Here is a 23,436-nt window from a genome sequence, read left to right on the forward strand (position 1 = left end):
CCTGATGAAGCATGACCATGACCGACACCATGTATAGCGACGACTTCCTGGGCCGGCTCGAGGCGAGCCTGCGCGCCGCGCTGCCGCGCTGGGACCTGTCGCCGGCGAGCGACGTGAAGCTGCTCACCATTTCCGAGAACGCCACCTTCCGCGCCCGCGACGCTGCCAGCGGCCGCGAACTGGTGTTGCGGGTGCACCGGCCCGGCTACCATTCGCGTGCCGAGATCGCTTCCGAGCTCGCCTGGCTGGGCGCACTCGGCGGCGAGGGGGTGGTGGCGACGCTGACCCCGGTGCCGCTCGCCGACGGCACGCTGATCGCCGACCTCGACGATGGCGGCGTGACCCGGCACGCGGTGGCCTTCGAACTGGTCGCAGGCAGGGAGCCGGCCGAGGGCGAGGACCTGCCGCGCTGGTTCCACCAGCTCGGCGCGATCAATGCCCGGCTGCACGCCCATGCCAAGGGCTGGCAGCGGCCGGACGGCTTCGTGCGCAAGCGCTGGGACTTCGACGCCATGCTCGGCGAGGTGCTGCTCTGGGGCGACTGGCGCGCCGGCCTCGGCCTCGACGCCGAGGGGCGGGCGGTGCTGGAGGAGGTCGCGGCGGCGCTGAAGCAGAAGGTCGAGGCCTATGGCACCGGCGAGGATCGCTTCGGCCTCGTCCATGCCGATATGCGGGTTGCCAATCTGTTGGTCGACGGCGACACGCTGTCGGTGATCGATTTCGACGATTGCGGCTTCTCCTGGTACCTCTACGACTTCGCTGCCGCCATCAGCTTCACCGAGCACGAGCCGTATATCCCCGAGCTGCAGAAGGCTTGGGTTGCCGGCTACCGCACCGTGGCGCCGCTGTCGGACGAGGAGTGCGCCATCCTGCCGGTGTTCATCATGCTCCGGCGCATGCTGCTCACCGCCTGGGTCGCCTCGCATGCCGAGACCCCGACCGCGCAGGCGATGGGCGAAGCCTATACGCACGGCACGGTGGCGCTTGGCCGCGCTTTCCTCGAAACTCATGGGAGGGCGGCCTCGTGACGAGCCCGATGAAGAAGAGCCCGGAACTGCAGATCCTGTCGCTCAACGCCTTTTCCGGCGAGGGCGCGGCGCTGCCGCCGGACATCGCGGCGCTGGTCGCGCGGCGCCAGCGCGCCTTCGGCGCCGGTTCGGTGCTGTTCTACGACGTGCCGCTGAAGGTGGTGAAGGCGGAGGGGCCGTATCTCCACGCCTCCGACGGGCGGGCCTATCTCGATTTCTACAACAACGTGCCGACCGTCGGGCATTGCCACCCGAAAGTGGTGGAGGCGGTGCAGAAGCAGGTCGCCGAGTTCAACATCCATTCGCGCTATCTGTTCGACGTCTCGCACGACTATGCCGAGAAGCTGCTCGCCACCTTCCCGGCGGCGCTGTCGAACCTCGTGCTCACCTGCACGGGGAGCGAGAGCAACGACCTCGCGCTGCGCATCGCCAAGCGGGCGACCGGCGGTGCCGGCTTCGTGGTGACGCAGACCGCCTATCACGGCAATACCTCGGCGGTGACCGAGGTCTCGCCCTCCTCCTATCGCAACGGCGCGCCGCCGCCGCATGTGCGCATGGTGCCGCCTCCCGATCCGGCGGTGTTCGGCAACGACGTCGGGCGAGGCTTCGCCGAGGCGGTGGCCGGCGCCATCGCCGCCATGGAGGCGGACGGCATCCGCTTCGCCGGCCTGCTGGTCGATACGATCTTCTCCTCCGACGGCGTGTTCGCCGATCCGCCCGGCTTCCTCAGGGAGGCGGTCGAGGTGACGCGCAAGGCGGGCGGCCTGTTCATCGCCGACGAGGTGCAGCCCGGCTTCGGGCGGACCGGGGCGGGCATGTGGGGCTTTGAGCGCCACGGCGTCGAGCCGGACATCGTCACCATGGGCAAGCCGATGGGCAATGGCTACCCGGTGGCTGGGCTGGTGACGCGGCCGCAGCTGCTCGCCGATTTCTGTGCCGATTTCGGCTATTTCAATACCTTCGCCGCCAGCCCGGTGGCCGCCGCCGCCGCGCTCGCGGTGCTGGAGGCCATCGAGGAGGACGGGCTGATCGCCAATGCCGACCGCGTCGGCCGCCACCTCAAGGCACGGCTGACGCATCTGATGGGCAAGACGCCGATCACCGCGGTGCGCGGGGCCGGGCTGTATCTCGGCGTCGCCTTCGGCGACGAGAGCGGCCCCCGCGCGGACATCGCCAAGGCACTGATCAACGGGCTGAAGCAGAAGGGCATCCTGATCGGCGCCGCCGGCCAGTTCGGCAATGTGCTGAAGATCCGCCCGCCGCTCTGCGTCGGCATCGAGCATGCCGACCGGCTGGCCGACGCGCTCACCGAGCTGTTGGCCGCCGCCTGATCAGCCGCGCGCGGCGATCCACTCGGCGACGGCGATACGGATCGCTTCCTCGACGCAGGCGCCGATCGCCTCGCCGATGGCGGTGTGCATGCCGGCATAGGCCTCAGGCGCACCGTCGAGCGGCGCCGCCATCACAATGCAGTCGGTGCCGGTGCCGGTGACTGCCTGCCGGCCGCCGGGACGGCGATAGCCGGCCTCAAGGATCGCCACGGTACGCGCCTGCGCCACCAGAGAGGCGGCTTCCAGCAGCGCCGCGTCGGTCAGCGGCATCGAGGCGCGGCAGAAGATGTTGACGGTGCCGACGAGCGCCGGCGCCGCCGGATGCCGGGTGCCGACCCGCTCGCCATTGTTCAGCCCGGCGGTGACCACGCACTCGGCCCGCGCGCCGTCCACCTCCGCGTCGCAACGGACATGCGAGGCGACGTCGCGCGCGGTGAGCAGGCCGACCGCGCCGCCAAGCCCGGCGGCGTCGAGCGCATCGGCGAACCACGCCGCCGGGTCGAGATCGGCGGTCAGCTCGTCCCGCTCCACCTGCCGCCAGGCGACGAGAGAGGCGTCCACCAGCCCGGGCCGGTTGAGCGACCAGCTCACCATGCGGTGAGGGCCCGGCAGGCGCAGCACCAGCCAGGGGGGATCGCAGCCTATGTCGAGCGTCGCGGTCATCTCCCCCTGCGCTGTAGCAGCGCCGGCTCGCTGTGGCGAGGGTGTCCCACGGGCCGAACGGGCGGAACCGGTCGCCGCCGCGACCGTTGACGCAGGCGATCATCCGCAACTCATCCATCGATGGAGGGGCCGTCTCTCATGCTCGACCGCGTTCAGGATTTTTCGCTCGCAACCCCAGGCGGGACGCCCCCGGCGCCGCTGCTGCGCGAGGGCGAGAATGTCTGGCGGGTGGAGAGCGCGGCGCGGGCGGCGGTGCTGGTGGACGGCGCTGCCTATTTCGGTGCGCTGCGCGCGGCGCTTCTCCAAGCGCAGGACAGCGTGCTCATCGCCGGCTGGGACCTCGACAGCCGCATGCGGCTGGTGGGTCCGAGCGGCCGCGCCGATGACGGGCTGCCCGAGACGCTGGCGGATTTCCTCACCGCGCTGGTGACGCGCCGGCCGCAGCTGCGCATCCGCTTGCTGCTGTGGGACTATTCCATGGTCTTCGCCTTCGAGCGGGAGCTGATGCCGCTCTATTCCTTCCTGTGGAACACCCCGCCGCAGATCGAGATCTGCCTCGACGACGCGCTGCCCTTCGGCGCCTCGCATCACCAGAAGATCGTGGTGATCGACGACCGCGTCGCCTTCTCCGGCGGGCTCGACCTCACCGGCCGGCGCTGGGACACGTCCGAGCATCTGCCGGCGGATGAGCGGCGGGTCGATCCGTCCGGCACCGCCTATGGCGCCTTCCACGACGTGCAGATGCTGGTCGAGGGGCCGGCGGCCGCCGCGCTCGGCGACCTGCTGCGCGAGCGGTGGCGCCGCGCCGCCTGCGAGCGGCTGGCCCCGCCGCGCGGCGCGCCGGACCGTCCGTCCGCGTCCTCGTCCTGGCCCGACGCGGTGAAGCCGGACTTCGAGCATGTCGCGGTCGGCATCGCCCGCACCCTGCCGGCGCATGACCGCGAGCCGAGCGTGCGCGAGGTCGAGGCGCTGTTCTTCGACATGATCGAGAGCGCCGAGCGGCTGGTCTATGTCGAGAACCAGTTCTTCACATGCCGGCGCACCACCGAGCGGCTGCTCGCCCGCATGCGGGCACGTCCACATCTGGAAGCGGTGGTGGTGATGCCGCGGGGCTACCGGTCCTGGTTCGAGCATCGCGCCATGGGCGTCGGCCGCGACCGGGTGATGGGCATGGTGGTGGAGGCCGGTCTCGCCCATCGCTTGCGCTTCGTCTATCCCGAGGTCGGCCCCGAGGGCGCGGCCGGCCGGGTGATGGTGCATTCCAAGGTGCTGATCGTCGACGACCGGCTGATGCGCATCGGCTCGGCCAATCTGTGCAACCGTTCCATGGGCTTCGACAGCGAATGCGACCTGGTGGTGGAAGCGCGCGACGCGGTGGAGCGGGACGGCATCGCCCGGCTGCGCAACGGGCTTCTCGGCGAGCATCTCGGCCGCAGCCACGAGGAGGTCGGCACCGCGCTGGCGCAAGGCGGGCTGGCGGCATTGCTGGATGCCCCCTCGCCCGACCGCCGGCTGGCCCCGGTGCCCTATGAGCCGGAAGCCGCCGACCTGCCGCTGCCGATGATCGACGCGCTCGCCGACCCGATCGAGCCGCTCTACGAGGAATCCGGCATCGCCGTGCCGACCCCGCGCCGCTGGCGCATGCTGCTCGGCGCGCTGGCGGGGCTGGCGGTGATCGGCGGTCTCGCGCTGGCCTGGAGCTATTCGCCCTTCGCCGAGCCCGACCGGCTGATACAGGCCTTCGCCCGCCTCGCCGAGGCGCCCTGGGCGCCGCTGGCGGTGATCGCCGCCTTCGTCGCCGGCGGCTTCATCGCCTTCCCGGTCACCCTGCTCATCGTCGCCACCGTGGCGGTGTTCGACGGCTGGGCCGGCGCGGTGCTGGCCGGCACCGGGGCGGTGGCCAGCGCGCTCGCCACCTATGCGGTGGGCCGCACGCTGGGCGCGCGGCTGGTGCGACGCTTCATCGGACCGCGTATCAACCGCATCCGCCGCCGCCTCGCCAATCGCGGCGTGCTGGCGGTGACCACGGTGCGGCTGGTGCCGGCGGCGCCGTTCAGCTTCGTCAATCTGGTGGCCGGCGCGGTCGGCATTCCCTTCGCGGAGTATCTCGCCGGCACCGTGCTCGGTCTGATGCCGGGACTGATCGTGATGACGGCGCTTGGCCGGCAGGTGGTCGATATCCTCGCCGCCCCGTCGCTGGGGGCGGTGGCGCTGCTGGTCGGCTTCCTCGCGCTGTGGATCGTGCTGTCGCTCAGCTTCCAGCTGCTGGTCAACCGCCTGCGGCCGGCGGGCTGATGGGGCGGCAGGGTCCATGAACGGGATCATCCGGCTGATGAGCTGGAACATCCATGGCGGCATCGGCCCGGACCGGCGCTTCGACCTCGAACGCATCGCCGCGCTGATCGCCCGCCATCGGCCGGACATTGTCGCCCTGCAGGAGATCGACACCCGCGGGCGCGACGTCGATTGCCTCGCGCCGCTGCGCGGTCTGCGGGCGGGCTACTTTGCCGAAGCGCGCACCATCGTCGCGCCGGACGGGCATTACGGCCACGCGCTGTTCAGCCGCTGGGAGACCGCCGGGGTGGAACTGCACGACCTCTCGGTGAGCCGCCGCGAGCCGCGCTTCGCCATTTCGGCGCGCATCGCCACCGATTTCGGTGCGCTCAACGTGGTGGCGGTGCATCTCGGCCTCGCCATGGGCGAGCGGCTCGGGCAGGTGCGGACGCTGGCGCGGCTGGGGGCGCGCCGCGGTGAGGAGCCGACGCTGATGCTCGGTGACTTCAACGACTGGGCGTCGTTCGGCGAGGTGCGCCGGCGGCTGGCGGCGGTGTTCGGCTGGCGCAGTCGCTTGCGCACCTTTCCCGCCCGCCGGCCGACGCTGCGGCTGGACCGGCTCTACTGCAATGACGGACTGGCGGTGCTGGCCTGCTTCACCGATCCGGAAGCGGCGCGCGCCTCCGATCACCTGCCGGTGATCGCCGATGTGCGGCTGACGGGAGCGGGCACCCCCGCGCGGAACCGTGACGCCCCGCCGCACATTGTCCCGCCGTGAGGCGGCCGCTCGCCGCCGATGCCGGAGGCAAGCCACCCATGCTCGCGAAAACATCGGCCGTTTCTCACCCGAATAGGCCCGAGCCGGGCAAAGCCGGCCGGGATACGCCGAAGCGCTCGGCCTTCACCCGCTTCGCCCAGAAGGTCTCGCACTGGACCGGCCAGCCGGCGACCTTCATCGGCGCGGTCGGTATCATCGTGCTGTGGGCGGTGACCGGCCCGTTCGTCGGCTTCAACGACACCTGGCAGCTGATCATCAACACCTCGACCACCATCATCACCTTCCTGATGGTGTTCGTGATCCAGAACAGCCAGAACCGCGACACCACGGCGCTGCACATCAAGCTCGACGAGCTGATTTCCCGCCTCGAGGGGCCGCGCGAGAAGCTGATGGACCTCGAGGAGCTGGACGAGGAGGAACTGGAGCGCATCCGGGCCGAGTTCGAGCAGCGGGCCTGCCGCAGTCGCGCGTCTAGGGACGAGGGCAGCGCCGCCGCCGGCAAGGCGGGAGATGGCGAGGAAGTGGTAAAAAAGGACGCTCGCAAATCGCCGGTGCGGCGGAGGGTGGCGAAGCCGGCGGGCGCCGGCGCCACCCGCATTCCGGGCCGGCAGGCCTGATGCCCGCCGGCCATGGCGGCAAGGTGGTGAGGCTCAGGCGATGAAGCGCGTGCGCTCGGTGCGCTCGGCCGCCCGGGTGGCGAGCGGCGAGAACCGCCAGCCGATCAGTTCGCAGGTGACGAGCCGGCCCTGGTCGTCGCGGACCTCCACCGGCTTCATCTTGCCCTCCCGCTTCATTTCCAGCGCGCGGTCGACGGCGTCGGGAATCGAGGAGAAACGCAGCCGCTTCATCGGCTGGAGCGGGTCGTCGGCATAGGAGCCGGTGAAATACAGCGTGTAGGGGGTGGGGGTCTGAGGGGTGGGGCTGTTCGGGGGTATGGTCGACATATCGGCGATCCTCCATTGATGCTCGCCTGTCCCGCGACAGGCGATATCGCCGCTTCGTGCGTCCCGCAGGCCTCGAACCGCCCACATGCCTACGACCCGCGATCGTCGAGATGCGAGGTCGCCGGAGGCGGGTAAGAAGTGATTCGGTCCGCGGGGATCGCCGCGAAGCTCAATTAAGGACGCGAAAAGAAACCAGATTGCCGGGCGCGTCAATCGACAAATTAGCGAGCACGAGTGGAACCTTTTGCCGGCGGCGGTTTTGTGCCGCACATATTACCGTCGTGCAAACATTGATTTGATTTATTGGGAATACAGTCTGTCATAATTCTGAAACGATTACATTTCGACTTGTTGCAACTGCGAAGGCGGCATTCGCACCAGCCGTAACGCATTGGATTTCCACCCGTCCGCGCGCCAAACGCAAAAGCGACACTGGCCGGCGGGATCAGGCGGCCGGCTCCGGAGCCGGCCCCTTCGGCACCACGAGGATGTCGCAGGGCACCTCGGCGAGGATCGAGGTGTCGGTGCTGCCGGCGAGTAGCCGGTGCAGGAAGCTCTTCTCGCCGCTGCCGATCACCACGAGATCGATGTCGCGCGCCTCGACATGCGCGGTGAGCACGGCCGGAGGGCTGCCGGGCTCCAGCACCACCTCCAGCCGGTCGCCCGACAGCGGCGTGCCGGCGAGGAAGGCCTCCGCCTCCTTCGCTGCCACCGCGCGGTATTCCTCCTCATAAGTGGCGCGGTCGGCGGTCATCCCGGCGAAGGGCGGATCATAGGCGTGCAGCAGCGCCAGCCGGGAGGTGGGAAACCAGTCGGCGGCGGTGAGCAGCGGCGCCGCCGAGCCGTCGCTGAAGTCGCTGGCGACCACGACGCGCAGATAGGCGCCGCGCGGCCGCTCGCGCACGATCAGCAGCGGCAGGCGGGCCTCGTGCACCAGCGCGGCGACGCTGCGCCCGAGGGTGCGCCGGCCGAGCAGCTCGTCGCGGGCGACGCCGGTGACGACAAGCCCGGCGTCGCGGGCCCGCGCGATGCCGCTTACCACCGCCTCGCACTCGCCGGTGCCGACCAGCACCTCGATGCCGTCGCCGGCCTCGCCGAGCCGGCGCCGCACCCGCAGGGCGTCGAGGCCGGGCAGGGCCGAGCCCTCGGGGGCGGTCGGCAGCGCGCCGGAGGTCCAGTGGCCGGTGTCGGCCGGCTCGATGGCATGCACGGCGATCAATTCGGCGTGCCATTGCCCGGCGAGCTGCCGGGCGCGGTCGAGCGCCCGGTCGCAGCGCGGGCTCAGATCGGTGGCGAGCAGCAGCCGGCTGGGCGTCGCGGCGGTGGTGGGCAGCGTGGCTTCCATCTTCGTCGGCTCTCCGGGGGAAGTCGTCATGGATCAGATCTTCTCGGCGGCGAACAGGCCGAGCCGGCGCAGCACCAGCTTCTCGATCTCCAGCACGACCATCAGCGCCACGCCGACGCCGACGATCAGGAAGCCGTCGGCCAGCGACACCGGGCGGGTGAGGAAAATCTCCTGCAGGAGCGGCAGATAGGTGAAGGCGAACTGCGCCACCACCACGGCGGCGAGCGCGGCGATCACCGCCCTGGTGCCGACCACGCCGGTGAGGGTCAGCGAGCTGCCGCGAATGTAGCGTACGTTGAACAGGTAGAAGATTTCCATCACCACGATGGCGTTGACCACGATGGTGCGTGCCATTTCGACATCGTCGCCGCGCGCCAGCGACCATTCGAACAGCCCCAGCGCCACCACGAGGAACAGCAGCGACACGAAGACGATCCGCCACAGCATGAAGGGCGAGAGCAACCCGGCGCCCGGCGGGCGCGGCGGGCGCTTCATGATGCCGGGCTCGGTCGGCTCGAAGGCCAGCGCCAGCCCGAGCGTCGCCGACAGCACGAGGTTGATCCACAGGATCTGCGCCGGCGACATCGGCATGGTCAGCCCGGCAAGGATCGCGACGATGACGCACAATACCTCGCCGCCATTGGTCGGCAGCGTCCAGGCGATCATCTTGCGGATATTGTCGTAGACCGTGCGGCCCTCGCGCACCGCCGCGACGATGGAGGCGAAATTGTCGTCGACCAACACGATCTCGGCGGCCTGCTTGGCGGCCTCCGTGCCCTTGCGGCCCATGGCGATGCCGACATCGGCCTGCCGCAGCGAGGGCGCATCGTTCACCCCGTCGCCGGTCATCGCCACCACAGCGCCGGTCGATTGCAGCGCGCGCACGATGCGCAGCTTGTTCTCCGGGCTGGTGCGGGCGAACACCGAGGTGCGCCGGGCGATGTCGACGAGTTCCTCGTCATCCGCTGCGTCGACCTCGGCGCCGGTGACCGTCAGCGGGTTCTCGGCGATGCCGAGCTGGCGGGCGATCGTCGCCGCGGTGGCGGCGTGGTCGCCGGTGATCATTTTCACGCCGATGCCGGCGGTGCGGCACTCCTCGATGGCGGCGACCGCCTCCGGGCGCGGCGGGTCGATGAAGCCGACGAGGCCGAGGAAGTCGAAACCCTCCTGCACATCGTCGAAGGAGAGCCGCTCCGGCAGCTGCGCCACGCGCTTGGCCGCGAAGCCGAGCACGCGCTCGCCATGGCCGGCGGCCGCCTCGACATGCGCGCCCCACCGCGCCGGGTCGGCGCCGCAGAGCGGCAGCAGCGCCTCGGGCGCGCCCTTGATGAAGATCGCCGTCTCGCCGCCCGGCCCCTCATGCGCGGTCGCCATGAAGCGGTAGGCGGCGTCGAAGGGGATCTCGTCGCGCCGCACCCAGGCCCCACGCTCGGCCGCCGGGTCGAGCCCGGCCTTCACCGCCAGCGCCACCAGCGCACCTTCCATCGGATCGCCCTCGACGCTCCAGTGACCGGCCTCGTGGCGCAGCTGCGCGTCGTTGCACAACAGGCCGGCGCGCACCAGCGGCAGTGCGGCAGCCATTGCCGGGTCGCCGGTCGCCGCGCCCGTCACCCAGGCGATGGCGCCTTCCGGCCGGTAGCCGCCGCCTTCCACCTCGATCTCGCCACCGGGCACGAACAGCCGGCGGGCGGTCATCTCGTTGCGGGTGAGGGTGCCGGTCTTGTCGGAGCAGATCACCGATGTCGCGCCCAGCGTCTCCACCGCCGGCAGCAGGCGGATCACCGCATTGCGCGCCGCCATGCGGCGCACGCCGATGGCCAGCGTGATGGTGATCACCGCCGGCAGCCCTTCCGGCACCACGCCGACCGCCAGCGCCACCACGGCGATCAGTGCGTCCGCCCAGTCATAGTTGCGGAAGGCGACGGCGAAGACGAACAGCAGCGCCGCGCCGCCGAAGGCGACCCAGGTGAAGCGCCGCGCGAAGCCGTCGATCTGGCGCAGCAGCGGCGTCGCCATAGGCTCGACCTCGGCCATCAGCTTGCCGATGCGGCCGATCTCGGTGTGAGTGCCGGTTGCCACCACCACGGCGGCGCCCTGGCCGGCGGCCACCGTGGTGCCGGAAAACGCCATGGAGTGGCGGTCGCCCAGCGGCGCGGCGTGCGGCGCGGCCTCCTCGTGCTTCTCGGCGGTGATGGATTCGCCGGTGAGCGCCGATTCGTCGATGCGCATGCCACGCGCGCGCATCAGCCGGGCATCGGCGGGCACGCGATCGCCGGCCTCGATGACGATGACGTCGCCGGGCACCAGCTCATGCGCGCCGATGCTGGTGCGCTGCCCGTCGCGGATGACGTTGGCATGCGGGGAGATCATCTCGCGGATGGCGCGCAGCGCCTCCTCCGCCTTGCCCTCCTGCACATAGCCGATGATCGCGTTGGCCAGCACCACCGCCAGGATCACCCCGGCGTCGATGCCGTGGCCGATCAGCGAGGCCGCCAGCGCGCCGGCCAGCAGGAAATAGATCAGCATGTTGTTGAACTGCGCCAGGAAGCGCAGCAGCGGGTGCCGGCGCGGCGGCTCGGGCAGGCGGTTGGGTCCGTGGCGGGCGAGGCGGGCGCTCGCCTCGGCGGCGGTGAGGCCCTCGGCGCCGACGCCGAGATGGCGGGCGACCTCGCGATGCGGCAGCGCATGCCAGAAGGGATGGGCGGTACCGGCGGAGGGGGCGGTTGCGGGAGAGCTGGCGGTCCGGGGTATCTCGGCTTCGTTCGACGCGACCGGTTCCGCCATCTGCTCCGCCATGCCGCGTGCCTCCGTTTCACCTCTTCACCCCAGCCTACCGCCGGGATGGCGAGCGGCAAGCTACCCTTTGGGCAGGTGCGTCTCGTCATGTTTTTCCCGTAGGCGGGATGACAATTTCGTCAGGCGGCGCTGTTCTCGCCCGGCCTCTATCCCCTTGCGGGATCGGCCAGACTTTGGAAAAGGAAAGCCGCGTGTCGCGGCGCGACGGCAGGCCGGGTCCCGGCTGCCGGCCGGCGGCCGGAGTGAATGATGATCAAGGCCTTCTTTTCCTATTACCGCCCGCACCTGCATCTCTTCGTGCTCGACTTCGGCTGCGCCGTGCTGTCGGGCGTGCTGGAGCTCGGCTTTCCCATCGCGATGAAGCTGTTCGTCGACCGGCTGCTGCCGGGCGGCGACCTCCAGCTCGTCGTGCTGGCGGCGGTGGGCCTGCTGGCGATTTACGCGGTCAATAGCGGGCTGATGGCGATCGTCACCTATTGGGGGCACGTGCTCGGCATCAACATCGAGACCGAGATGCGCGCCCGCGCCTTCGAGCATCTGCAGAAATTGTCCTTCCGCTTCTTCGACAACGTGAAGACCGGCCACCTGCTCGCCCGCGTCACCAAGGACCTCGAGGAGATCGGCGAGATCGCCCATCACGGGCCGGAGGACATGTTCATCGCGGTGATGACCTTCATCGGCGCCTTCCTGCTGATGCTCTGGGTGCATCCTCCGCTGGCCTTCCTCACCGCGCTGATCGTGCCGGTCACGGTGTTGCTGGTGGCGCGCTTCGGCGGGCGCATGACCAAGAACTGGCAGGCGCAGTTCGGCCGGGTCGGCGCGTTCAACGTCCGGCTGGAGGAGAATATCGGCGGCATCCGCGTGGTGCAGGCCTTCGCCAACGAGGCGCATGAGCGCGACCTCTTCGCCCTCGACAACGCGAATTACCGCGCCACCAAGCTCGACGCCTACAAGCTGATGGCGGTGGGGCAGGCGCTGAACTACATGGCGATGCGGCTCGTCCAGCTCGCCGTCATGCTGGCCGGCGCCTGGTATGTGGTGCAGGGCGAATTGTCGATCGGCGGCTTCGTCGGCTTCCTGCTGCTGGTCGGGGTGTTCTACCGCCCGCTCGACAAGATCGCCGCGGTGATGGAGACCTATCCCAAGGGCATCGCCGGCTTCCGCCGCTATCAGGAATTGCTGGCGACCGCGCCCGACATCGCCGACCGGCCCGGTGCGGTCGAGGTCGCGGGGCTGCGCGGCGACATCCGCTTCGAGAAGGTGAGCTTCGGCTACACCGCGGACCGGCCGGTGCTGTCGGGCATCGATCTGTCGATCGGCGCCGGGCAAACCGTCGCCTTTGTCGGCCCCTCCGGCGCCGGCAAGACCACGCTCCTGTCGCTAGTGCCGCGCTTCTACGAGCCGACCGGCGGGCGCATCGCCATCGACGGCATCGACATCGCCGACATGACGCTGGCCTCGCTGAGGCGCAATATCGGCATCGTGCAGCAGGACATCTTCCTGTTCGGCGGCACCATCCGCGAGAACATCGCCTATGGCCGGCTCGACGCCTCGGAAGCGGAGATCGTCGAGGCGGCGCGGCGCGCCCGGCTCGACGGGCTGCTCGCCGCCTTGCCGGACGGGCTCGACACGGTGGTCGGCGAGCGCGGCGTCAAGCTGTCGGGCGGGCAGAAGCAGCGCCTCGCCATCGCCCGCATCTTCCTCAAGAACCCGCCGATCCTGATCCTCGACGAGGCGACCTCGGCGCTGGACACCCAGACCGAGCGGGAGATCCAGCTCTCGCTCGACGAGCTGTCGCAGGGCCGCACCACGCTGGTCATCGCCCATCGCCTCGCCACCATCCGCCATGCCGACCGCATCGTGGTGGTCAGGTCCGAGGGCATCGCCGAGGACGGCCCGCATGACGAGCTCGTCGCACATGACGGCCTCTATCGCCGGCTGCACCTCGCGCAGACGCAGGGGACGGAAATGGGAACGGGGATGGACGAGGTCGCGCCCTGACCGGTAGGCGGCGGCGCAAAAAAGAGGGCCGGCTTACGCCGGCCCAGTGAGGGAACGTTGGTCTTGAGCAACCAACGCCGGGGGAAATGGGCGCGCGACTAGACCTCGTCGCTGCCGCCGAAGAAATCGTCGAAGAACCCGCCGCCGTCCGAGGCGCCGAGATCGTCGGCCGGGCTCGGGTCGTCGGCCGGGGTATCGTCCGCCGCTGAATTATCTGCCGCCGGCGTTTCGGCCGGCGGGGTGGCCGGCGCCGCATGCGCCTCGTTGCCGCCGAACATGCCGGCGATCGCGTTGCCGAGCAGCACACCGCCGGCGACGCCCATCGCGGTCTGCGCCGCGCCGGCGAGGAAGCCGCCGCCGCCGAAGCCGCCGCGTCCCATCGCGCCGGGCGCCATGCCCTGCGGAGGCATTCCCTGCGGCGGCATGCCGGGCTGTCCCATTCCCGGCTGTCCCATGCCCTGCTGGCCGCCCCAGGGCGAGCCGGCCGGCGCCTGCGGCGCGCCATAGGGCTGGGAGCCGTAGGACTGCGGCTGCGCGTTCGCCTGGTTGCGCGGCACCGAGGGTACCGAGCCGCCACGCGGGACGGGCGGCTGCGAGGAGCCGAACAGCCCGCCGAGGAAGCCGCCGCCGGAGGCCGGACGGGCGGCCTGCGCCTCCTCCAGCTCGGCATTGCGCTGCTCAAGCTCGGCGATGCGGCTCTGTGCCTGCTGCATCGCGTAGTCCTGCATCACGATGGTCTGCGCCATGTAGTAGGGCGCACCCGGCTGGCGGGCGATTTCCTGCCCGATGAAGCCTTCCGCGCCGGCGTCGCGCGGTGTCGCGTTGCGCTCCACCTCGGCGAGGCGGGCGAACAATCCCTGGATAGTCTGACGATCCTGCTCGTTCATCTCTCATCTCCTCGTCCGAGCGGCGCGAGCATGCCCGTGGCGGAGCGCGATGGCTTTCCCGCCCGAACGATGCCCCGCCTTCCGAAGCTAGATCACGTTCTTGTCGATCCGGTGTTCGGCGCGAACGGACCCGGCCGCGACGATCACTCGCGCTCGCCGGTGAGGTTGAGCAGCAGCTGGAAGATGTTGATGAAGTTCAGGTAGAGCGAGAACGCCCCGAACACCGCCAGCTTCTGCTGCGATTCCTGGTCGAAACTGTCGGCGTACTGCTCCTTGATCGACTGGGTGTCCCAGGCGGTCAGGCCGACGAACACCAGGATGCCGACCACCGAGACGATGAACTGCAGCATGGTCGAGCCGAGGAAGATATTGACCAGGCTGGCGATCACCACGCCGATCAGGCCCATGATCAGGAACGAGCCGAACTGCGACAGGTCGCGCTTGGTCGTGTAGCCGTACAGGCTCGTCGCGCCGAACATGGTGGCGGCGATGAAGAAGGTGCGGGCGATCGAGGTGCCGGTGAACACCAGGAAGATCGACGCCATGGACAGGCCCATCACGCCGCAGAACGCCCAGAACATGGTCTGCGCGCCCGACGCCGACATCGACTGCATGCGGAACGAGAAGAACAGCACGAAGGCGAGCGGCGCCAGCATCACCACCCATTTCAGCGGGGTGGAGAAGATCGGCACGTAGAGCGCCGGCGTGGTGCCGACGATGAAGGCCACAGTGCCGGTCAGCACGAGGCCGAGCGCCATGTAGTTGTAGACGCGCAGCATGTGGCGGCGCAGGCCCTCGTCATAGACGGCCTGGTCGATGCCGCGGGCACCGGTCTGCTGCCACTGGAAGCCGGAATTCGGCGGGTTCATCTGCTTTCTCCTTGAAGAAGCGGTGTGTCGAAAATTCAGTAGAGCGACCGGGCCAGCCGGGCGGCGACCTGGTCGAGCTCTCGGGCGTCGGTCTCGGCCACCAGCGCGTAGGCAACCTCGCCGACCTGCCAGTAGGCGGCGTTGAACGTGTCCTTCATCGCCACCGTCGCCGGCACCACGTCGAAGCTGCCCGGCCGCACGGCGAACAACGACGCCTTGCCGAGGCCCTCCGCCTCCAGCGCCAGCTCGACGCTGGGCCCGAAGCTTGAGGGGAACACCTGCACGTCGGTGACCGACCAGCCCGTGGGCAGCTCCGGCATGACGATGGCGGTGGCGGCGCGGATGTCGGCCGGGTCATAGGCGCCCGAACCGGCCTGCGAGGGCATGGCGGCGCGCAGATGCGCGGTGCGGTGCGCCATCACGGCGGCGTCGACATAGGCGGGGGCGAGATCGGAGGCCACCACCTCGCTGACTCCGAGCGGGCCGAGGCGGGCATGGGCGAACCAGCCGGCACCGACCAGCAGCGCCACCGCCGCCGCCACCCGCAGCTGCCGCCACATCCGGGCCCGGCCGAGCGCCCGCTCCAGCCGCCGCGCCGCCTCGACGGTGGCGACCCGTGCCGGGGCGTTCATCACCGAGCGCGGCGCGTCGGCGAGGGCGAGCCGCAACTCGTCGCGGATGCGCAGGTCGGCCATCACCCGCGAGGCGGCTTCCGGCCGTTCGCTGAGATAGGCCTCGACATCGATGCGCCGGGCGACGTCGAGCTGGTCGTCGACATAGGCGGAGAGGTCGTCGTCGGATACGGGGTCAACGGGACGGTTCATCCGATCCTCCTACGATCTTGAGCTGCGGGCGTGCCGCGCTGCCGCCATCCTCGACGGCGCGCAAGGCGCCGCGCGCGCGGGACAGGCGCGACATCAGCGTGCCCTGGGGAATGCCCAGCGCCGCCGCCGCCTCCGCGTAGCCGAGGCCCTCGATGGCGACGAGGTGCAGCGCCGCGCGCTGCTCCTCCGGCAGGCCCATGAAGGCGTCGCGGATCTGCGCGAGCCGCACATGGTGTTCCTGCGCCGGCTCGCCGGCGGCGGGCGCGATCTCGGCGAGGCGACGCTCGCGCTCGGCCTCGGCCCGGCGCGCGCGCCGGCGGTCGACGAAGACGTTGTGCAGGATGGAGAACAGCCAGCCGCGCAGCCCCTGCACGGCCTCGCCGCGCTCGGGGTCGAAGCCGGAGCGCTTCTCATAGGCGCGCACCAGCGCGTCCTGCACCAGGTCTTCGGCGTCCGCCTCGTCGCGCGTCAGGGCCCGCGCATAGCGCCGGAGCGCCGCGAGCTGGCCGAGCACGTCGAAGGTCGAGCTTCTCTGCATCATGACCCATATACGGAGCTGCCGCGGCGACTATTCCACCCCGAAAGCACGAAATTTGAGCGACCGGCCCCGACGCGCCGCCACGGTTGGGGCGAGCCGGCGCTGCACCGGCGCCGTGGGTGGTCATTCGCGTGTAATCTTAACTGGATAGCGGAATTGCAGGCGGTCTGCCGATCCGGTGCTGCCAGCAGGCCGTCCACTGGGCGTTGTTTGACGGCTGCGGGATTGTTACGGTATTCCAGACGTGTCGAGGATGCGGAATTTTTTGGTTGAGCCATTGTATTCCGGGCCAGAACATTTGTTCGGAATTTGCAGAGATTTGGTTGCCATAGACAGCCCACAGGAACTGGATTTATGAAGATTGCAGTAGTCGGATCGGGTTATGTTGGTTTGGTTTCCGGCGCGTGTTTCGCCGATTTCGGTCACCAGGTCGTTTGTATCGACAAGGACCCCAAGCGCATCGAGGCGCTGAAGCAGAATATCATTCCGATCTACGAGCCCGGGCTCGATGATCTGGTGTCCTCCAATGTGAAGCAGAACCGCCTCTCCTTCACCACCTCGCTGCCCGAGGGCATCGAGGGCGCCGAGGCGATCTTCATCGCGGTCGGCACGCCGTCCCGTCGTGGCGATGGCCACGCCGACCTGCAATATGTCTATGCCGTCGCCCGCGAGATCGCGGCGGCGGTGAAGGGCTTCGCGGTGGTGGTCGACAAGTCGACCGTGCCGGTGGGCACCGCCGACGAGGTGGCGCGCATCATCCGCGAGACCAACCCGGCCGCCGACGTCGCCGTCGCCTCGAACCCGGAATTCCTGCGCGAAGGCGCGGCGATCTCCGACTTCAAGAAGCCGGACCGCATCGTGGTCGGCATCAATGACGAGCGCGCCCGCGCGGTGATGACCGAGGTCTACCGCCCGCTCTATCTCAACGCCTCGCCGCTGCTGTTCACCGACACCCGCACCGCCGAGCTGATCAAATACGCCGCCAACGCCTTCCTGGCGATGAAGATCACCTTCATCAACGAAGTCGCCGACCTCTGCGAGAAGGTCGGCGCCGACGTGCAGCAGGTGTCGCGCGGCATCGGCATGGACGGGCGCATCGGCTCGAAGTTCCTGCATGCCGGCCCCGGCTATGGCGGCTCCTGCTTCCCGAAGGACACGCTCGCCCTCGTCAAGATCGCCCAGGACAATGACAGCCCGATCCGGCTGATCGAGACCACGGTGGCGGTCAACGACCAGCGCAAGCGCTCCATGGCCCGCAAGGTCGAGAAGGCGGTCGGCGGCAATCTGCGCGGCAAGAGCGTGGCGGTGCTCGGCCTCACCTTCAAGCCCAACACCGACGACATGCGCGAGGCGCCCGCCATTTCCATCGTGCAGGCGCTGCTCGATGCCGGCGCGGTGGTCAAGGCCTATGACCCGGTGGGTACCGAGCAGGCCAAGCTGGTCATGCCGTCGGGCATCACCTATTGCGAGGACCCCTACGAGGCCGCCGACGGTGCGTCCAGCATCGTGATCGTGACCGAGTGGGACCAGTTCCGCGCGCTTGATTTCGGCCGTCTCAAGAGTATTGTCGCGGAGCCGGTCCTGGTGGATCTGCGCAACATCTACAATCCGGAAGAGATCACCCGGCACGGCTTCCAGTACAGCTCCATCGGCCGGCCGGGCGCGGAAGCCATCTGATACATGCGCATACTGATGACGGGTTCCGCCGGGTTCGTGGGGTTCCACCTCGCCCGGCGGCTGATCGACGAAGGTCATACCGTCATCGGTTTCGATGCCATGACCGACTACTATGACAGGCGTCTCAAGGACGCCCGTCATGCCATTCTCGGCAAGTCGAACCGTTTCACGCCGGTCGTCGCCCGTCTCGAGGACATGGATGCCCTCGACCGGGCGGCGGATCTGGCGGCACCCGACATCATCGTCCACCTCGCCGCCCAGGCCGGGGTGCGCTATTCGATCGAGGCGCCGCGCGCCTATGTCGAATCCAACCTCGTCGGCTCGTTCAACGTGCTCGAGGTCGCGCGGCGGACGCGGCCGTCGCATTTCCTGCTCGCCTCGACCAGCTCGGTCTATGGCGACAATTTCGACGTGCCGTTTCCCGAGATCGCCTCGACCGACGCGCCGCTCAGCCTCTATGCCGCGACCAAGAAGGGCATGGAGGTGATGTCGCATTCCTATGCGCATCTGTGGAACCTGCCCACCACCTGCTTCCGCTTCTTCACCGGCTACGGCCCGTGGGGACGGCCGGACATGGCGCTGTTCAAGTTCGTGCGCGCCATCGAGCGCGGCGAGCCGATCGAGGTCTACGGGCGGGGCGCGATGCGCCGCGACTTCACCTATATCGACGACCTGGTGGAAGCGGTGATGCGGCTGATGGACCGCCCGCCGGTGGTCGGCGAGCCGGTGCACGTGCCGGACGCCGTCGACACGCTGTCGGCGGTGGCGCCGTGGCGGGTGGTGAATATCGCCGGCGGCACGCCGGTGGAATTGCTGAATTTCGTCGAGGAGATCGAGCGCGCGGTCGGCAAGCCGGCGCGCAAGAAGTTCCTGCCCATGCAGCCGGGCGACGTCACCGAGACCTTCGCCGATCATCGCCTGCTGCAGGCGATCACCGGCTATCGACCCTCGACGCCGCTCAGCGAGGGCATCGCCGCCTTCGTCAGCTGGTTCCGCACCTACTATACCGAGGCGACCGTCTAGAGCTCTTCCGGCGAACTCCGGTTCACCGGAAGCGCTCTAGGGGCTTGTTCGGAGGCGTTTTCTTCACGCGAACCGGATCCGCTTCGCTCGAAAACGCTCCTGGACGGTCGCGCCGGCGCCGGTCTCAGCTGTTGCGGGCCGCTTCCTGCAGCACCCGGCGCAGATAGCCGCCATAGGAGCTTTTGCCGATCCGCGTGGCGAGCCGTTCCAGCTGCTCGGCATCGATCAGGCCGCGGCGGAAGGCGATCTCTTCCGGCGAGGCGATCTTGAAGCCCTGCCGCTTCTCCAGCGTGCGCACGAACTCGCCGGCCTCGAGCAGGCTGTCCGGCGTGCCGGTGTCGAGCCAGGCATAGCCGCGGCCCATCTTGGAGACGCGCAGGTCGCCGCGCTCGAGATAGGCGCGGTTGACGTCGGTGATCTCCAGCTCGCCGCGCGCCGAGGGCTTCAGCCCGGCGGCGATCTCCACCACCGAGGCGTCGTAGTAATAAAGCCCGGTCACCGCCCAGCTCGACTTCGGCGTCTCCGGCTTCTCCTCGATGGAGAGGGCGTTGAAGTTCCTGTCGAATTCGACGACGCCGTACCGCTCGGGGTCCACCACGTGGTAGGCGAACACGGTGGCGCCGTGGGAGAACTCGCTGGCCGAGGTCAGCAGGCGCGGCAGGGCGTGGCCGTAGAAGATGTTGTCGCCGAGGATCAGCCAGGAGGGCTGGCCGTCGATGAAGTCGGCGCCGATCACATAGGCCTGGGCGAGGCCGTCCGGCGAGGGCTGCACGGCATAGCTGATCTTGATGCCCCATTGCGTGCCGTCGCCGAGCAGGCGCTGGAACAGCGGGGTGTCGCTGGGCGTCGAGATGACGAGGATGTCGCGGCAGCCGGCGAGCAGCAGCGTCGACAGCGGGTAGTAGATCATCGGCTTGTCGTAGACCGGCATCAGCTGCTTGCTGACGACCAGCGTCATCGGGTGCAGCCGCGTGCCGGAGCCTCCGGCCAGGATGATGCCCTTCATGCTTTCCTCTATTTTCCCACGTCACCGCGGCAAGGCATCGGCCCCGCCGGCGGCGCGCTCCGCCCCAATCTTCGTCAGCCGCCCGCCGCGCCTCCGGCGAGCATCGGCACGATCTCCGCGACCCGTTGGCGCCAGTCCTGGGCGCGATAGCCGAAATCCTGCGCGAAGGCGGCGGAATCGAGCTGAGAATTGGCCGGCCGGCGCGCCGGGGTCGGATAGTCGGCGGTGCCGATGGCCACCACGCGCGGGTGGCGGCCGATCAGCGGTGCGGCGGTGGCGACGATGGCGTCGGCGAAGCCGTGCCAGCTGGTCGTGCCGGTGCCGGCGAAATGATAGGTGCCCCAGGGCGCCGTTCCGGCCGCCACGCGAGCGGCCACGGCGAGGATCGCCTCGGCGAGATCCGGCGTCGCGGTCGGGTTGCCGGTCTGGTCGGCCACCACGCGCAGCTCGTCGCGCTCGGCGGCGAGCCGCAGCATGGTCTTGAGGAAATTGTTGCCGTGCCGGCCATAGACCCAGGCGGTGCGCAGGATGACATGGCGCTCGGCGACCCGGCGGATCGCCTCCTCGCCCTCCAGCTTGGTGCGACCGTAGACGCCGAGCGGCGCCACCGGGTCGGCCTCCACATAGGCGCCGGTCTTCGAGCCGTCGAACACGTAGTCGGTGGAGAGGTGCAGCAGCGGGATGCCGGCTTCTTCCGCCGCGGCGGCCAGCGCGGCGGGTCCCTCGGCATTGTCGCGCCGGGCGGCTTCCGGCTCGGATTCCGCCTTGTCGACCTTGGTGTAGGCGGCGGCATTGACCAGAAGCGAGGCCCGGCCTTCCGCCAGCAGGCGCCGCAGCGCGGCGGCGTCGGCGATGTCGATGGCGCTACGCTCGAACCCCCGCGCGGCGATGCCTCGCTTCGCCGCGAGATCGAGCAGCTCGCGTCCGACCTGGCCGCCGGCGCCGAAGACGAAGATGGGGTCGGTCATGTCGCGTGTCCTGACGGCTGGCGAATCCAGATGATCCGCCGGCCGTCATGCCTGCTACAGGATGCGGCCCGTGTCGAGGCCTCAGGCGCGACGGTGACGCCGCGCCTGCATGGCTCAGAGCGGCAGGAGGGGCTGGCCGTCATAGTCGAAGGGGCTGTCGAACGCGCTCAGCTGGGGCAGAACCCGGTCCTTGTCCGACAGGATCGCCTCGGCTCCCGGCGGGAGCGGCCAGTCGATGCCGATCTCCGGATCGTTCCAGGCGATGCCGCCGTCGCATTGCGGGGCATAGATGTCCGACACCTTGTAGGCGACCTCGACATCCGGCTCCAGCGTCAGGAAGCCGTGGGCGAAGCCCTCGGGAATGAACAGCTGCTCGCCGCCTTCCGCCGTCAGCCGGGTGGCGATGTAGTGGCCATAGGTCGGCGAGCCCCGGCGCACGTCGACCGCATAGTCCATCACCGAGCCGCGCAGGCAGCGCACCAGCTTGGCCTGCGCGTGCGGCGGCCGCTGGAAATGCAGGCCGCGTATCGTGCCGGCCTGGCTCGAATAGGATTGATTGTCCTGCACGAAGCGCACGGTGATACCGGCGGCGGCAGCAGCGGCTTCCGAATAGGTCTCGGTGAACCAGCCGCGCGAATCCCCGAAGCGGCGTGGCTTCAGCAGCGTGACGACATTGATGCGTTGTGGCGGCGAGCGTCGCGCCGCCGATTCCGATGACATGCTCTCGTAGTCCGTCTCAAAGGCTCCCAATCGCTACCCATAGCATTTTGGCGGCAGCTAGGGGAGCCGAAGATGCCGCAACTTTGCAGCCTTTTTGCCGGTATCGTCGATCAAATCGACTGGTTGTAGGCCCCGACTTCCGGGTGGGTGCGCAGCACGCCGTCGACGAGCCGGAACATGTCCCGCATGCGGGCCTCGGAGACCGGACTTTCAACGACGACGACGAGTTCCGGCTTGTTCGAGGAGGCGCGCACCAGGCCCCAGGAACCGTCCTCCACGGTGACGCGCACGCCGTTCACGGTGACGAGGTCGCGGATCTTCTGGCCGTCGATCGTATCGCCGCGCGCGGCCATCGCCTCGAAATGCCGCACCACCGCATCGATGACGCCGTATTTCGTCTCGTCGGCGCAGTGCGGCGACATGGTCGGCGAGGACCAGGTCTTCGGCAGCGCGTCCTTCAATTCGGCGAGCGAGCGGCCGGGATTGCGGTCGAGCATGTCGAGAATGGCGATGGCGGAGACGAGGCCGTCATCGTAGCCGCGCCCGATCGGCGCGTTGAAGAAGTAGTGACCGGACTTTTCGAAGCCGACCAGGGCGCCGCTCTCGTTGACGCGGCGCTTCATGTAGGAGTGGCCGGTCTTCCAGTAGTCGGCCTTCACGCCATTGGCGATCAGCACCGGGTCGGTCATGAACAGGCCGGTGGACTTCACGTCGACCACGAAGGTGGCGCCGGGGTGCAGCACCGAGAGGTCGCGCGCCAGCATCACCCCGACCTTGTCGGCGAAGATCTCCTCGCCGTGATTGTCGACGACGCCGCAGCGATCGCCGTCGCCGTCGAAGCCGAGCCCGACATCGGCGCCGGACGCCAGCACCGCATCGCGCATGGCGTGCAGCATTTCGAGGTCTTCCGGGTTCGGGTTGTATTTCGGGAAGGTGTAGTCGAGCTCGCAGTCGAGCGGCACCACCTCGACGCCGAGCGCCTCCAGGATGCGCGGGGCGAAGGCGCCGGCGGTGCCGTTGCCGCAGGCCGCCACCGCCTTGATGCGGTTCTTGAAGCGCGGCCGGTCGGTGAGGTCCTTGATGTACACCTCCGGGAAATCCGCCACGTAGCGGTAGCCGCCGCCGTCGCGCGCCCGCCCGGCGCCGCCGAGCACGATCTGCTTCAGCCGGCTCATCTCGTCCGGTCCGAAGGTCAGCGGGCGGTTCACGCCCATCTTCACCCCGGTCCAGCCATTGTCGTTGTGCGAGGCGGTGACCATGGCGACGCAGGGCACGTCGAGCGCGAACTGGGCGAAATAGGCCATCGGCGACAAAGCGAGCCCGATATCGTGCACCCGTATGCCGGCCGCCATCAGCCCGTTGGCGAGCGCCTGCTTGATCGAGGACGAATAGGCGCGGAAATCGTGGCCGACCACGATGTCGGGACGCACGCCGAGCTCGTGGATCAGCGTGCCGATGCCGAGGCCGAGCGCCTGCACGCCCATGAGGTTCAGCTCCGGGCCGAACAGCCAGCGCGCGTCATATTCGCGAAAGCCGGTCGGCTTCACGAGCGGCTGCGTCTCATAGGCGTAGCTGTTGGGGGCAAGCGCGGGCTGGGGCAGCGGGAACATCGCAGGTCCTGTCGTCGGCGGCATTAGGTGCGGCGATATGACGGGCGCAGGTGCCGCACGTCAATGGAGCCGGGTCGCCGCGCAAGGCGGTTGACATCGGCGACGATCGATTATGTAATTCAACGGTTGGTTACTTAAGGCGACGCAGAGCGCC

Annotated in this window: 20 protein-coding genes; 8 read left to right on the forward strand and 12 right to left on the reverse strand. The window is 69.2% G+C overall.

Going from position 1 to position 23,436, the window contains the following annotated elements; translation table 11 throughout:
- Positions 1 to 17: 17 nt before the first annotated feature.
- Entirely contained in the window at positions 18 to 1,028 is a 1,011-nt protein-coding gene (locus KHC28_RS11980) for a phosphotransferase enzyme family protein (RefSeq protein WP_214008585.1), read from the forward strand.
- 8 nt (positions 1,029 to 1,036) lie between these two features.
- Positions 1,037 to 2,359, forward strand: a complete 1,323-nt coding sequence (locus tag KHC28_RS11985) for an aspartate aminotransferase family protein (protein WP_214009018.1) — start codon at positions 1,037 to 1,039, stop codon at positions 2,357 to 2,359.
- On the opposite strand, the gene KHC28_RS11990 is transcribed toward KHC28_RS11985, so the two are convergent.
- On the reverse strand, positions 2,360 to 3,022 hold the full coding sequence (locus KHC28_RS11990; protein WP_214008586.1) for an adenosylcobinamide amidohydrolase: 663 nt from the start codon (positions 3,020 to 3,022) through the stop codon (positions 2,360 to 2,362).
- Between the two features lie 138 nt (positions 3,023 to 3,160).
- Here KHC28_RS11990 and KHC28_RS11995 point away from each other — a divergent pair, with 138 nt between their 5' ends.
- From KHC28_RS11995 to KHC28_RS12005, 3 genes are read left to right on the forward strand one after another with little or no spacing between them, the layout of a single operon-like run.
- Positions 3,161 to 5,317 (forward strand): VTT domain-containing protein, encoded by a 2,157-nt coding sequence (locus tag KHC28_RS11995; protein WP_214008587.1) that lies wholly within the window; start codon positions 3,161 to 3,163, stop codon positions 5,315 to 5,317.
- Between the two features lie 16 nt (positions 5,318 to 5,333).
- Entirely contained in the window at positions 5,334 to 6,074 is a 741-nt protein-coding gene (locus tag KHC28_RS12000) for an endonuclease/exonuclease/phosphatase family protein (protein ID WP_214008588.1), read from the forward strand.
- A gap of 38 nt (positions 6,075 to 6,112) precedes the next feature.
- Positions 6,113 to 6,691, forward strand: a complete 579-nt coding sequence (locus tag KHC28_RS12005; protein WP_214008589.1) for a low affinity iron permease family protein — start codon at positions 6,113 to 6,115, stop codon at positions 6,689 to 6,691.
- Positions 6,692 to 6,724: 33 nt separating this feature from the next.
- On the opposite strand, the gene KHC28_RS12010 is transcribed toward KHC28_RS12005, so the two are convergent.
- From KHC28_RS12010 to KHC28_RS12020, 3 genes are all read right to left on the reverse strand, one after another.
- The gene (locus KHC28_RS12010; RefSeq protein WP_214008590.1) at positions 6,725 to 7,018 is read right to left on the reverse strand and encodes a hypothetical protein; all 294 of its coding nucleotides are present in this window, start codon (positions 7,016 to 7,018) and stop codon (positions 6,725 to 6,727) included.
- A 445-nt stretch (positions 7,019 to 7,463) separates the two neighbouring features.
- Positions 7,464 to 8,393, reverse strand: a complete 930-nt coding sequence (locus KHC28_RS12015) for a universal stress protein (protein ID WP_214008591.1) — start codon at positions 8,391 to 8,393, stop codon at positions 7,464 to 7,466.
- 3 nt (positions 8,394 to 8,396) lie between these two features.
- Positions 8,397 to 11,159 (reverse strand): HAD-IC family P-type ATPase, encoded by a 2,763-nt coding sequence (locus KHC28_RS12020; protein ID WP_246564708.1) that lies wholly within the window; start codon positions 11,157 to 11,159, stop codon positions 8,397 to 8,399.
- Positions 11,160 to 11,408: 249 nt separating this feature from the next.
- On the opposite strand from KHC28_RS12020, the gene KHC28_RS12025 reads away from it, so the two are divergent.
- On the forward strand, positions 11,409 to 13,160 hold the full coding sequence (locus tag KHC28_RS12025) for an ABC transporter ATP-binding protein (protein WP_214008592.1): 1,752 nt from the start codon (positions 11,409 to 11,411) through the stop codon (positions 13,158 to 13,160).
- Positions 13,161 to 13,258: 98 nt separating this feature from the next.
- Here the strand turns inward: KHC28_RS12025 and KHC28_RS12030 are convergent, their stop codons facing one another.
- The 4 genes from KHC28_RS12030 to KHC28_RS12045 all read right to left on the reverse strand — a co-directional run bounded on the left by KHC28_RS12030 (position 13,259) and on the right by KHC28_RS12045 (position 16,281).
- A complete protein-coding gene (locus KHC28_RS12030) occupies positions 13,259 to 14,047 on the reverse strand; it encodes a DUF2076 domain-containing protein (RefSeq protein WP_214008593.1) in 789 nt (262 codons plus the stop codon).
- A gap of 143 nt (positions 14,048 to 14,190) precedes the next feature.
- Positions 14,191 to 14,916 (reverse strand): Bax inhibitor-1/YccA family protein, encoded by a 726-nt coding sequence (locus KHC28_RS12035; RefSeq protein WP_214008594.1) that lies wholly within the window; start codon positions 14,914 to 14,916, stop codon positions 14,191 to 14,193.
- Between the two features lie 35 nt (positions 14,917 to 14,951).
- Positions 14,952 to 15,740, reverse strand: a complete 789-nt coding sequence (locus tag KHC28_RS12040) for an anti-sigma factor family protein (protein ID WP_214008595.1) — start codon at positions 15,738 to 15,740, stop codon at positions 14,952 to 14,954.
- The gene (locus tag KHC28_RS12045; RefSeq protein ID WP_214008596.1) at positions 15,724 to 16,281 is read right to left on the reverse strand and encodes a sigma-70 family RNA polymerase sigma factor; all 558 of its coding nucleotides are present in this window, start codon (positions 16,279 to 16,281) and stop codon (positions 15,724 to 15,726) included. Before KHC28_RS12045 ends, KHC28_RS12040 begins: the two co-directional genes overlap by 17 nt.
- 351 nt (positions 16,282 to 16,632) lie before the next feature.
- Between KHC28_RS12045 and KHC28_RS12050 the strand changes: the two genes are divergently transcribed.
- Positions 16,633 to 17,955, forward strand: coding sequence for a UDP-glucose dehydrogenase family protein (locus KHC28_RS12050; RefSeq protein WP_214008597.1), 1,323 nt, complete (start codon positions 16,633 to 16,635; stop codon positions 17,953 to 17,955).
- Positions 17,956 to 17,958: 3 nt separating this feature from the next.
- The gene (locus KHC28_RS12055; protein ID WP_214008598.1) at positions 17,959 to 18,978 is read left to right on the forward strand and encodes an NAD-dependent epimerase/dehydratase family protein; all 1,020 of its coding nucleotides are present in this window, start codon (positions 17,959 to 17,961) and stop codon (positions 18,976 to 18,978) included.
- Positions 18,979 to 19,102: 124 nt separating this feature from the next.
- On the opposite strand, the gene rfbA is transcribed toward KHC28_RS12055, so the two are convergent.
- The 4 genes from rfbA to KHC28_RS12075 form a co-directional block, all read right to left on the reverse strand.
- Entirely contained in the window at positions 19,103 to 19,984 is an 882-nt protein-coding gene (gene rfbA, locus KHC28_RS12060; RefSeq protein WP_214008599.1) for a glucose-1-phosphate thymidylyltransferase RfbA, read from the reverse strand.
- Positions 19,985 to 20,058: 74 nt separating this feature from the next.
- Complete coding sequence (rfbD, locus tag KHC28_RS12065) at positions 20,059 to 20,952, reverse strand: dTDP-4-dehydrorhamnose reductase (RefSeq protein ID WP_214008600.1); 894 nt, start codon at positions 20,950 to 20,952, stop codon at positions 20,059 to 20,061.
- A 114-nt stretch (positions 20,953 to 21,066) separates the two neighbouring features.
- The gene (gene rfbC, locus KHC28_RS12070; protein WP_214008601.1) at positions 21,067 to 21,672 is read right to left on the reverse strand and encodes a dTDP-4-dehydrorhamnose 3,5-epimerase; all 606 of its coding nucleotides are present in this window, start codon (positions 21,670 to 21,672) and stop codon (positions 21,067 to 21,069) included.
- A gap of 110 nt (positions 21,673 to 21,782) precedes the next feature.
- Entirely contained in the window at positions 21,783 to 23,282 is a 1,500-nt protein-coding gene (locus tag KHC28_RS12075; RefSeq protein ID WP_214008602.1) for a phosphomannomutase/phosphoglucomutase, read from the reverse strand.
- Positions 23,283 to 23,436 lie beyond the last annotated feature (154 nt).

It is taken from the genome of Ancylobacter sonchi, assembly GCF_018390695.1.
GTDB lineage: Bacteria > Pseudomonadota > Alphaproteobacteria > Rhizobiales > Xanthobacteraceae > Ancylobacter > Ancylobacter sonchi.

Bases quoted from the DNA above. Each gene is read 5' to 3' on its own strand.
- KHC28_RS12030 (WP_214008593.1), bottom strand. From the start codon at position 14,047: ATGAACGAGCAGGATCGTCAGACTATCCAGGGATTGTTCGCCCGCCTC.
- KHC28_RS11990 (WP_214008586.1), bottom strand. From the start codon at position 3,022: ATGACCGCGACGCTCGACATAGGCTGCGATCCCCCCTGGCTGGTGCTG.
- KHC28_RS11985 (WP_214009018.1), top strand. From the start codon at position 1,037: ATGAAGAAGAGCCCGGAACTGCAGATCCTGTCGCTCAACGCCTTTTCC.
- KHC28_RS12035 (WP_214008594.1), bottom strand. From the start codon at position 14,916: ATGAACCCGCCGAATTCCGGCTTCCAGTGGCAGCAGACCGGTGCCCGC.
- KHC28_RS12025 (WP_214008592.1), top strand. From the start codon at position 11,409: ATGATCAAGGCCTTCTTTTCCTATTACCGCCCGCACCTGCATCTCTTC.
- KHC28_RS12000 (WP_214008588.1), top strand. From the start codon at position 5,334: ATGAACGGGATCATCCGGCTGATGAGCTGGAACATCCATGGCGGCATC.
- KHC28_RS12040 (WP_214008595.1), bottom strand. From the start codon at position 15,740: ATGAACCGTCCCGTTGACCCCGTATCCGACGACGACCTCTCCGCCTAT.
- rfbD (WP_214008600.1), bottom strand. From the start codon at position 20,952: ATGACCGACCCCATCTTCGTCTTCGGCGCCGGCGGCCAGGTCGGACGC.
- KHC28_RS12050 (WP_214008597.1), top strand. From the start codon at position 16,633: ATGAAGATTGCAGTAGTCGGATCGGGTTATGTTGGTTTGGTTTCCGGC.
- KHC28_RS12055 (WP_214008598.1), top strand. From the start codon at position 17,959: ATGCGCATACTGATGACGGGTTCCGCCGGGTTCGTGGGGTTCCACCTC.
- KHC28_RS12015 (WP_214008591.1), bottom strand. From the start codon at position 8,393: ATGACGACTTCCCCCGGAGAGCCGACGAAGATGGAAGCCACGCTGCCC.
- KHC28_RS12005 (WP_214008589.1), top strand. From the start codon at position 6,113: ATGCTCGCGAAAACATCGGCCGTTTCTCACCCGAATAGGCCCGAGCCG.
- KHC28_RS11980 (WP_214008585.1), top strand. From the start codon at position 18: ATGACCGACACCATGTATAGCGACGACTTCCTGGGCCGGCTCGAGGCG.
- rfbA (WP_214008599.1), bottom strand. From the start codon at position 19,984: ATGAAGGGCATCATCCTGGCCGGAGGCTCCGGCACGCGGCTGCACCCG.
- KHC28_RS12020 (WP_246564708.1), bottom strand. From the start codon at position 11,159: ATGGCGGAGCAGATGGCGGAACCGGTCGCGTCGAACGAAGCCGAGATA.
- KHC28_RS12075 (WP_214008602.1), bottom strand. From the start codon at position 23,282: ATGTTCCCGCTGCCCCAGCCCGCGCTTGCCCCCAACAGCTACGCCTAT.
- rfbC (WP_214008601.1), bottom strand. From the start codon at position 21,672: ATGTCATCGGAATCGGCGGCGCGACGCTCGCCGCCACAACGCATCAAT.
- KHC28_RS12045 (WP_214008596.1), bottom strand. From the start codon at position 16,281: ATGATGCAGAGAAGCTCGACCTTCGACGTGCTCGGCCAGCTCGCGGCG.
- KHC28_RS12010 (WP_214008590.1), bottom strand. From the start codon at position 7,018: ATGTCGACCATACCCCCGAACAGCCCCACCCCTCAGACCCCCACCCCC.
- KHC28_RS11995 (WP_214008587.1), top strand. From the start codon at position 3,161: ATGCTCGACCGCGTTCAGGATTTTTCGCTCGCAACCCCAGGCGGGACG.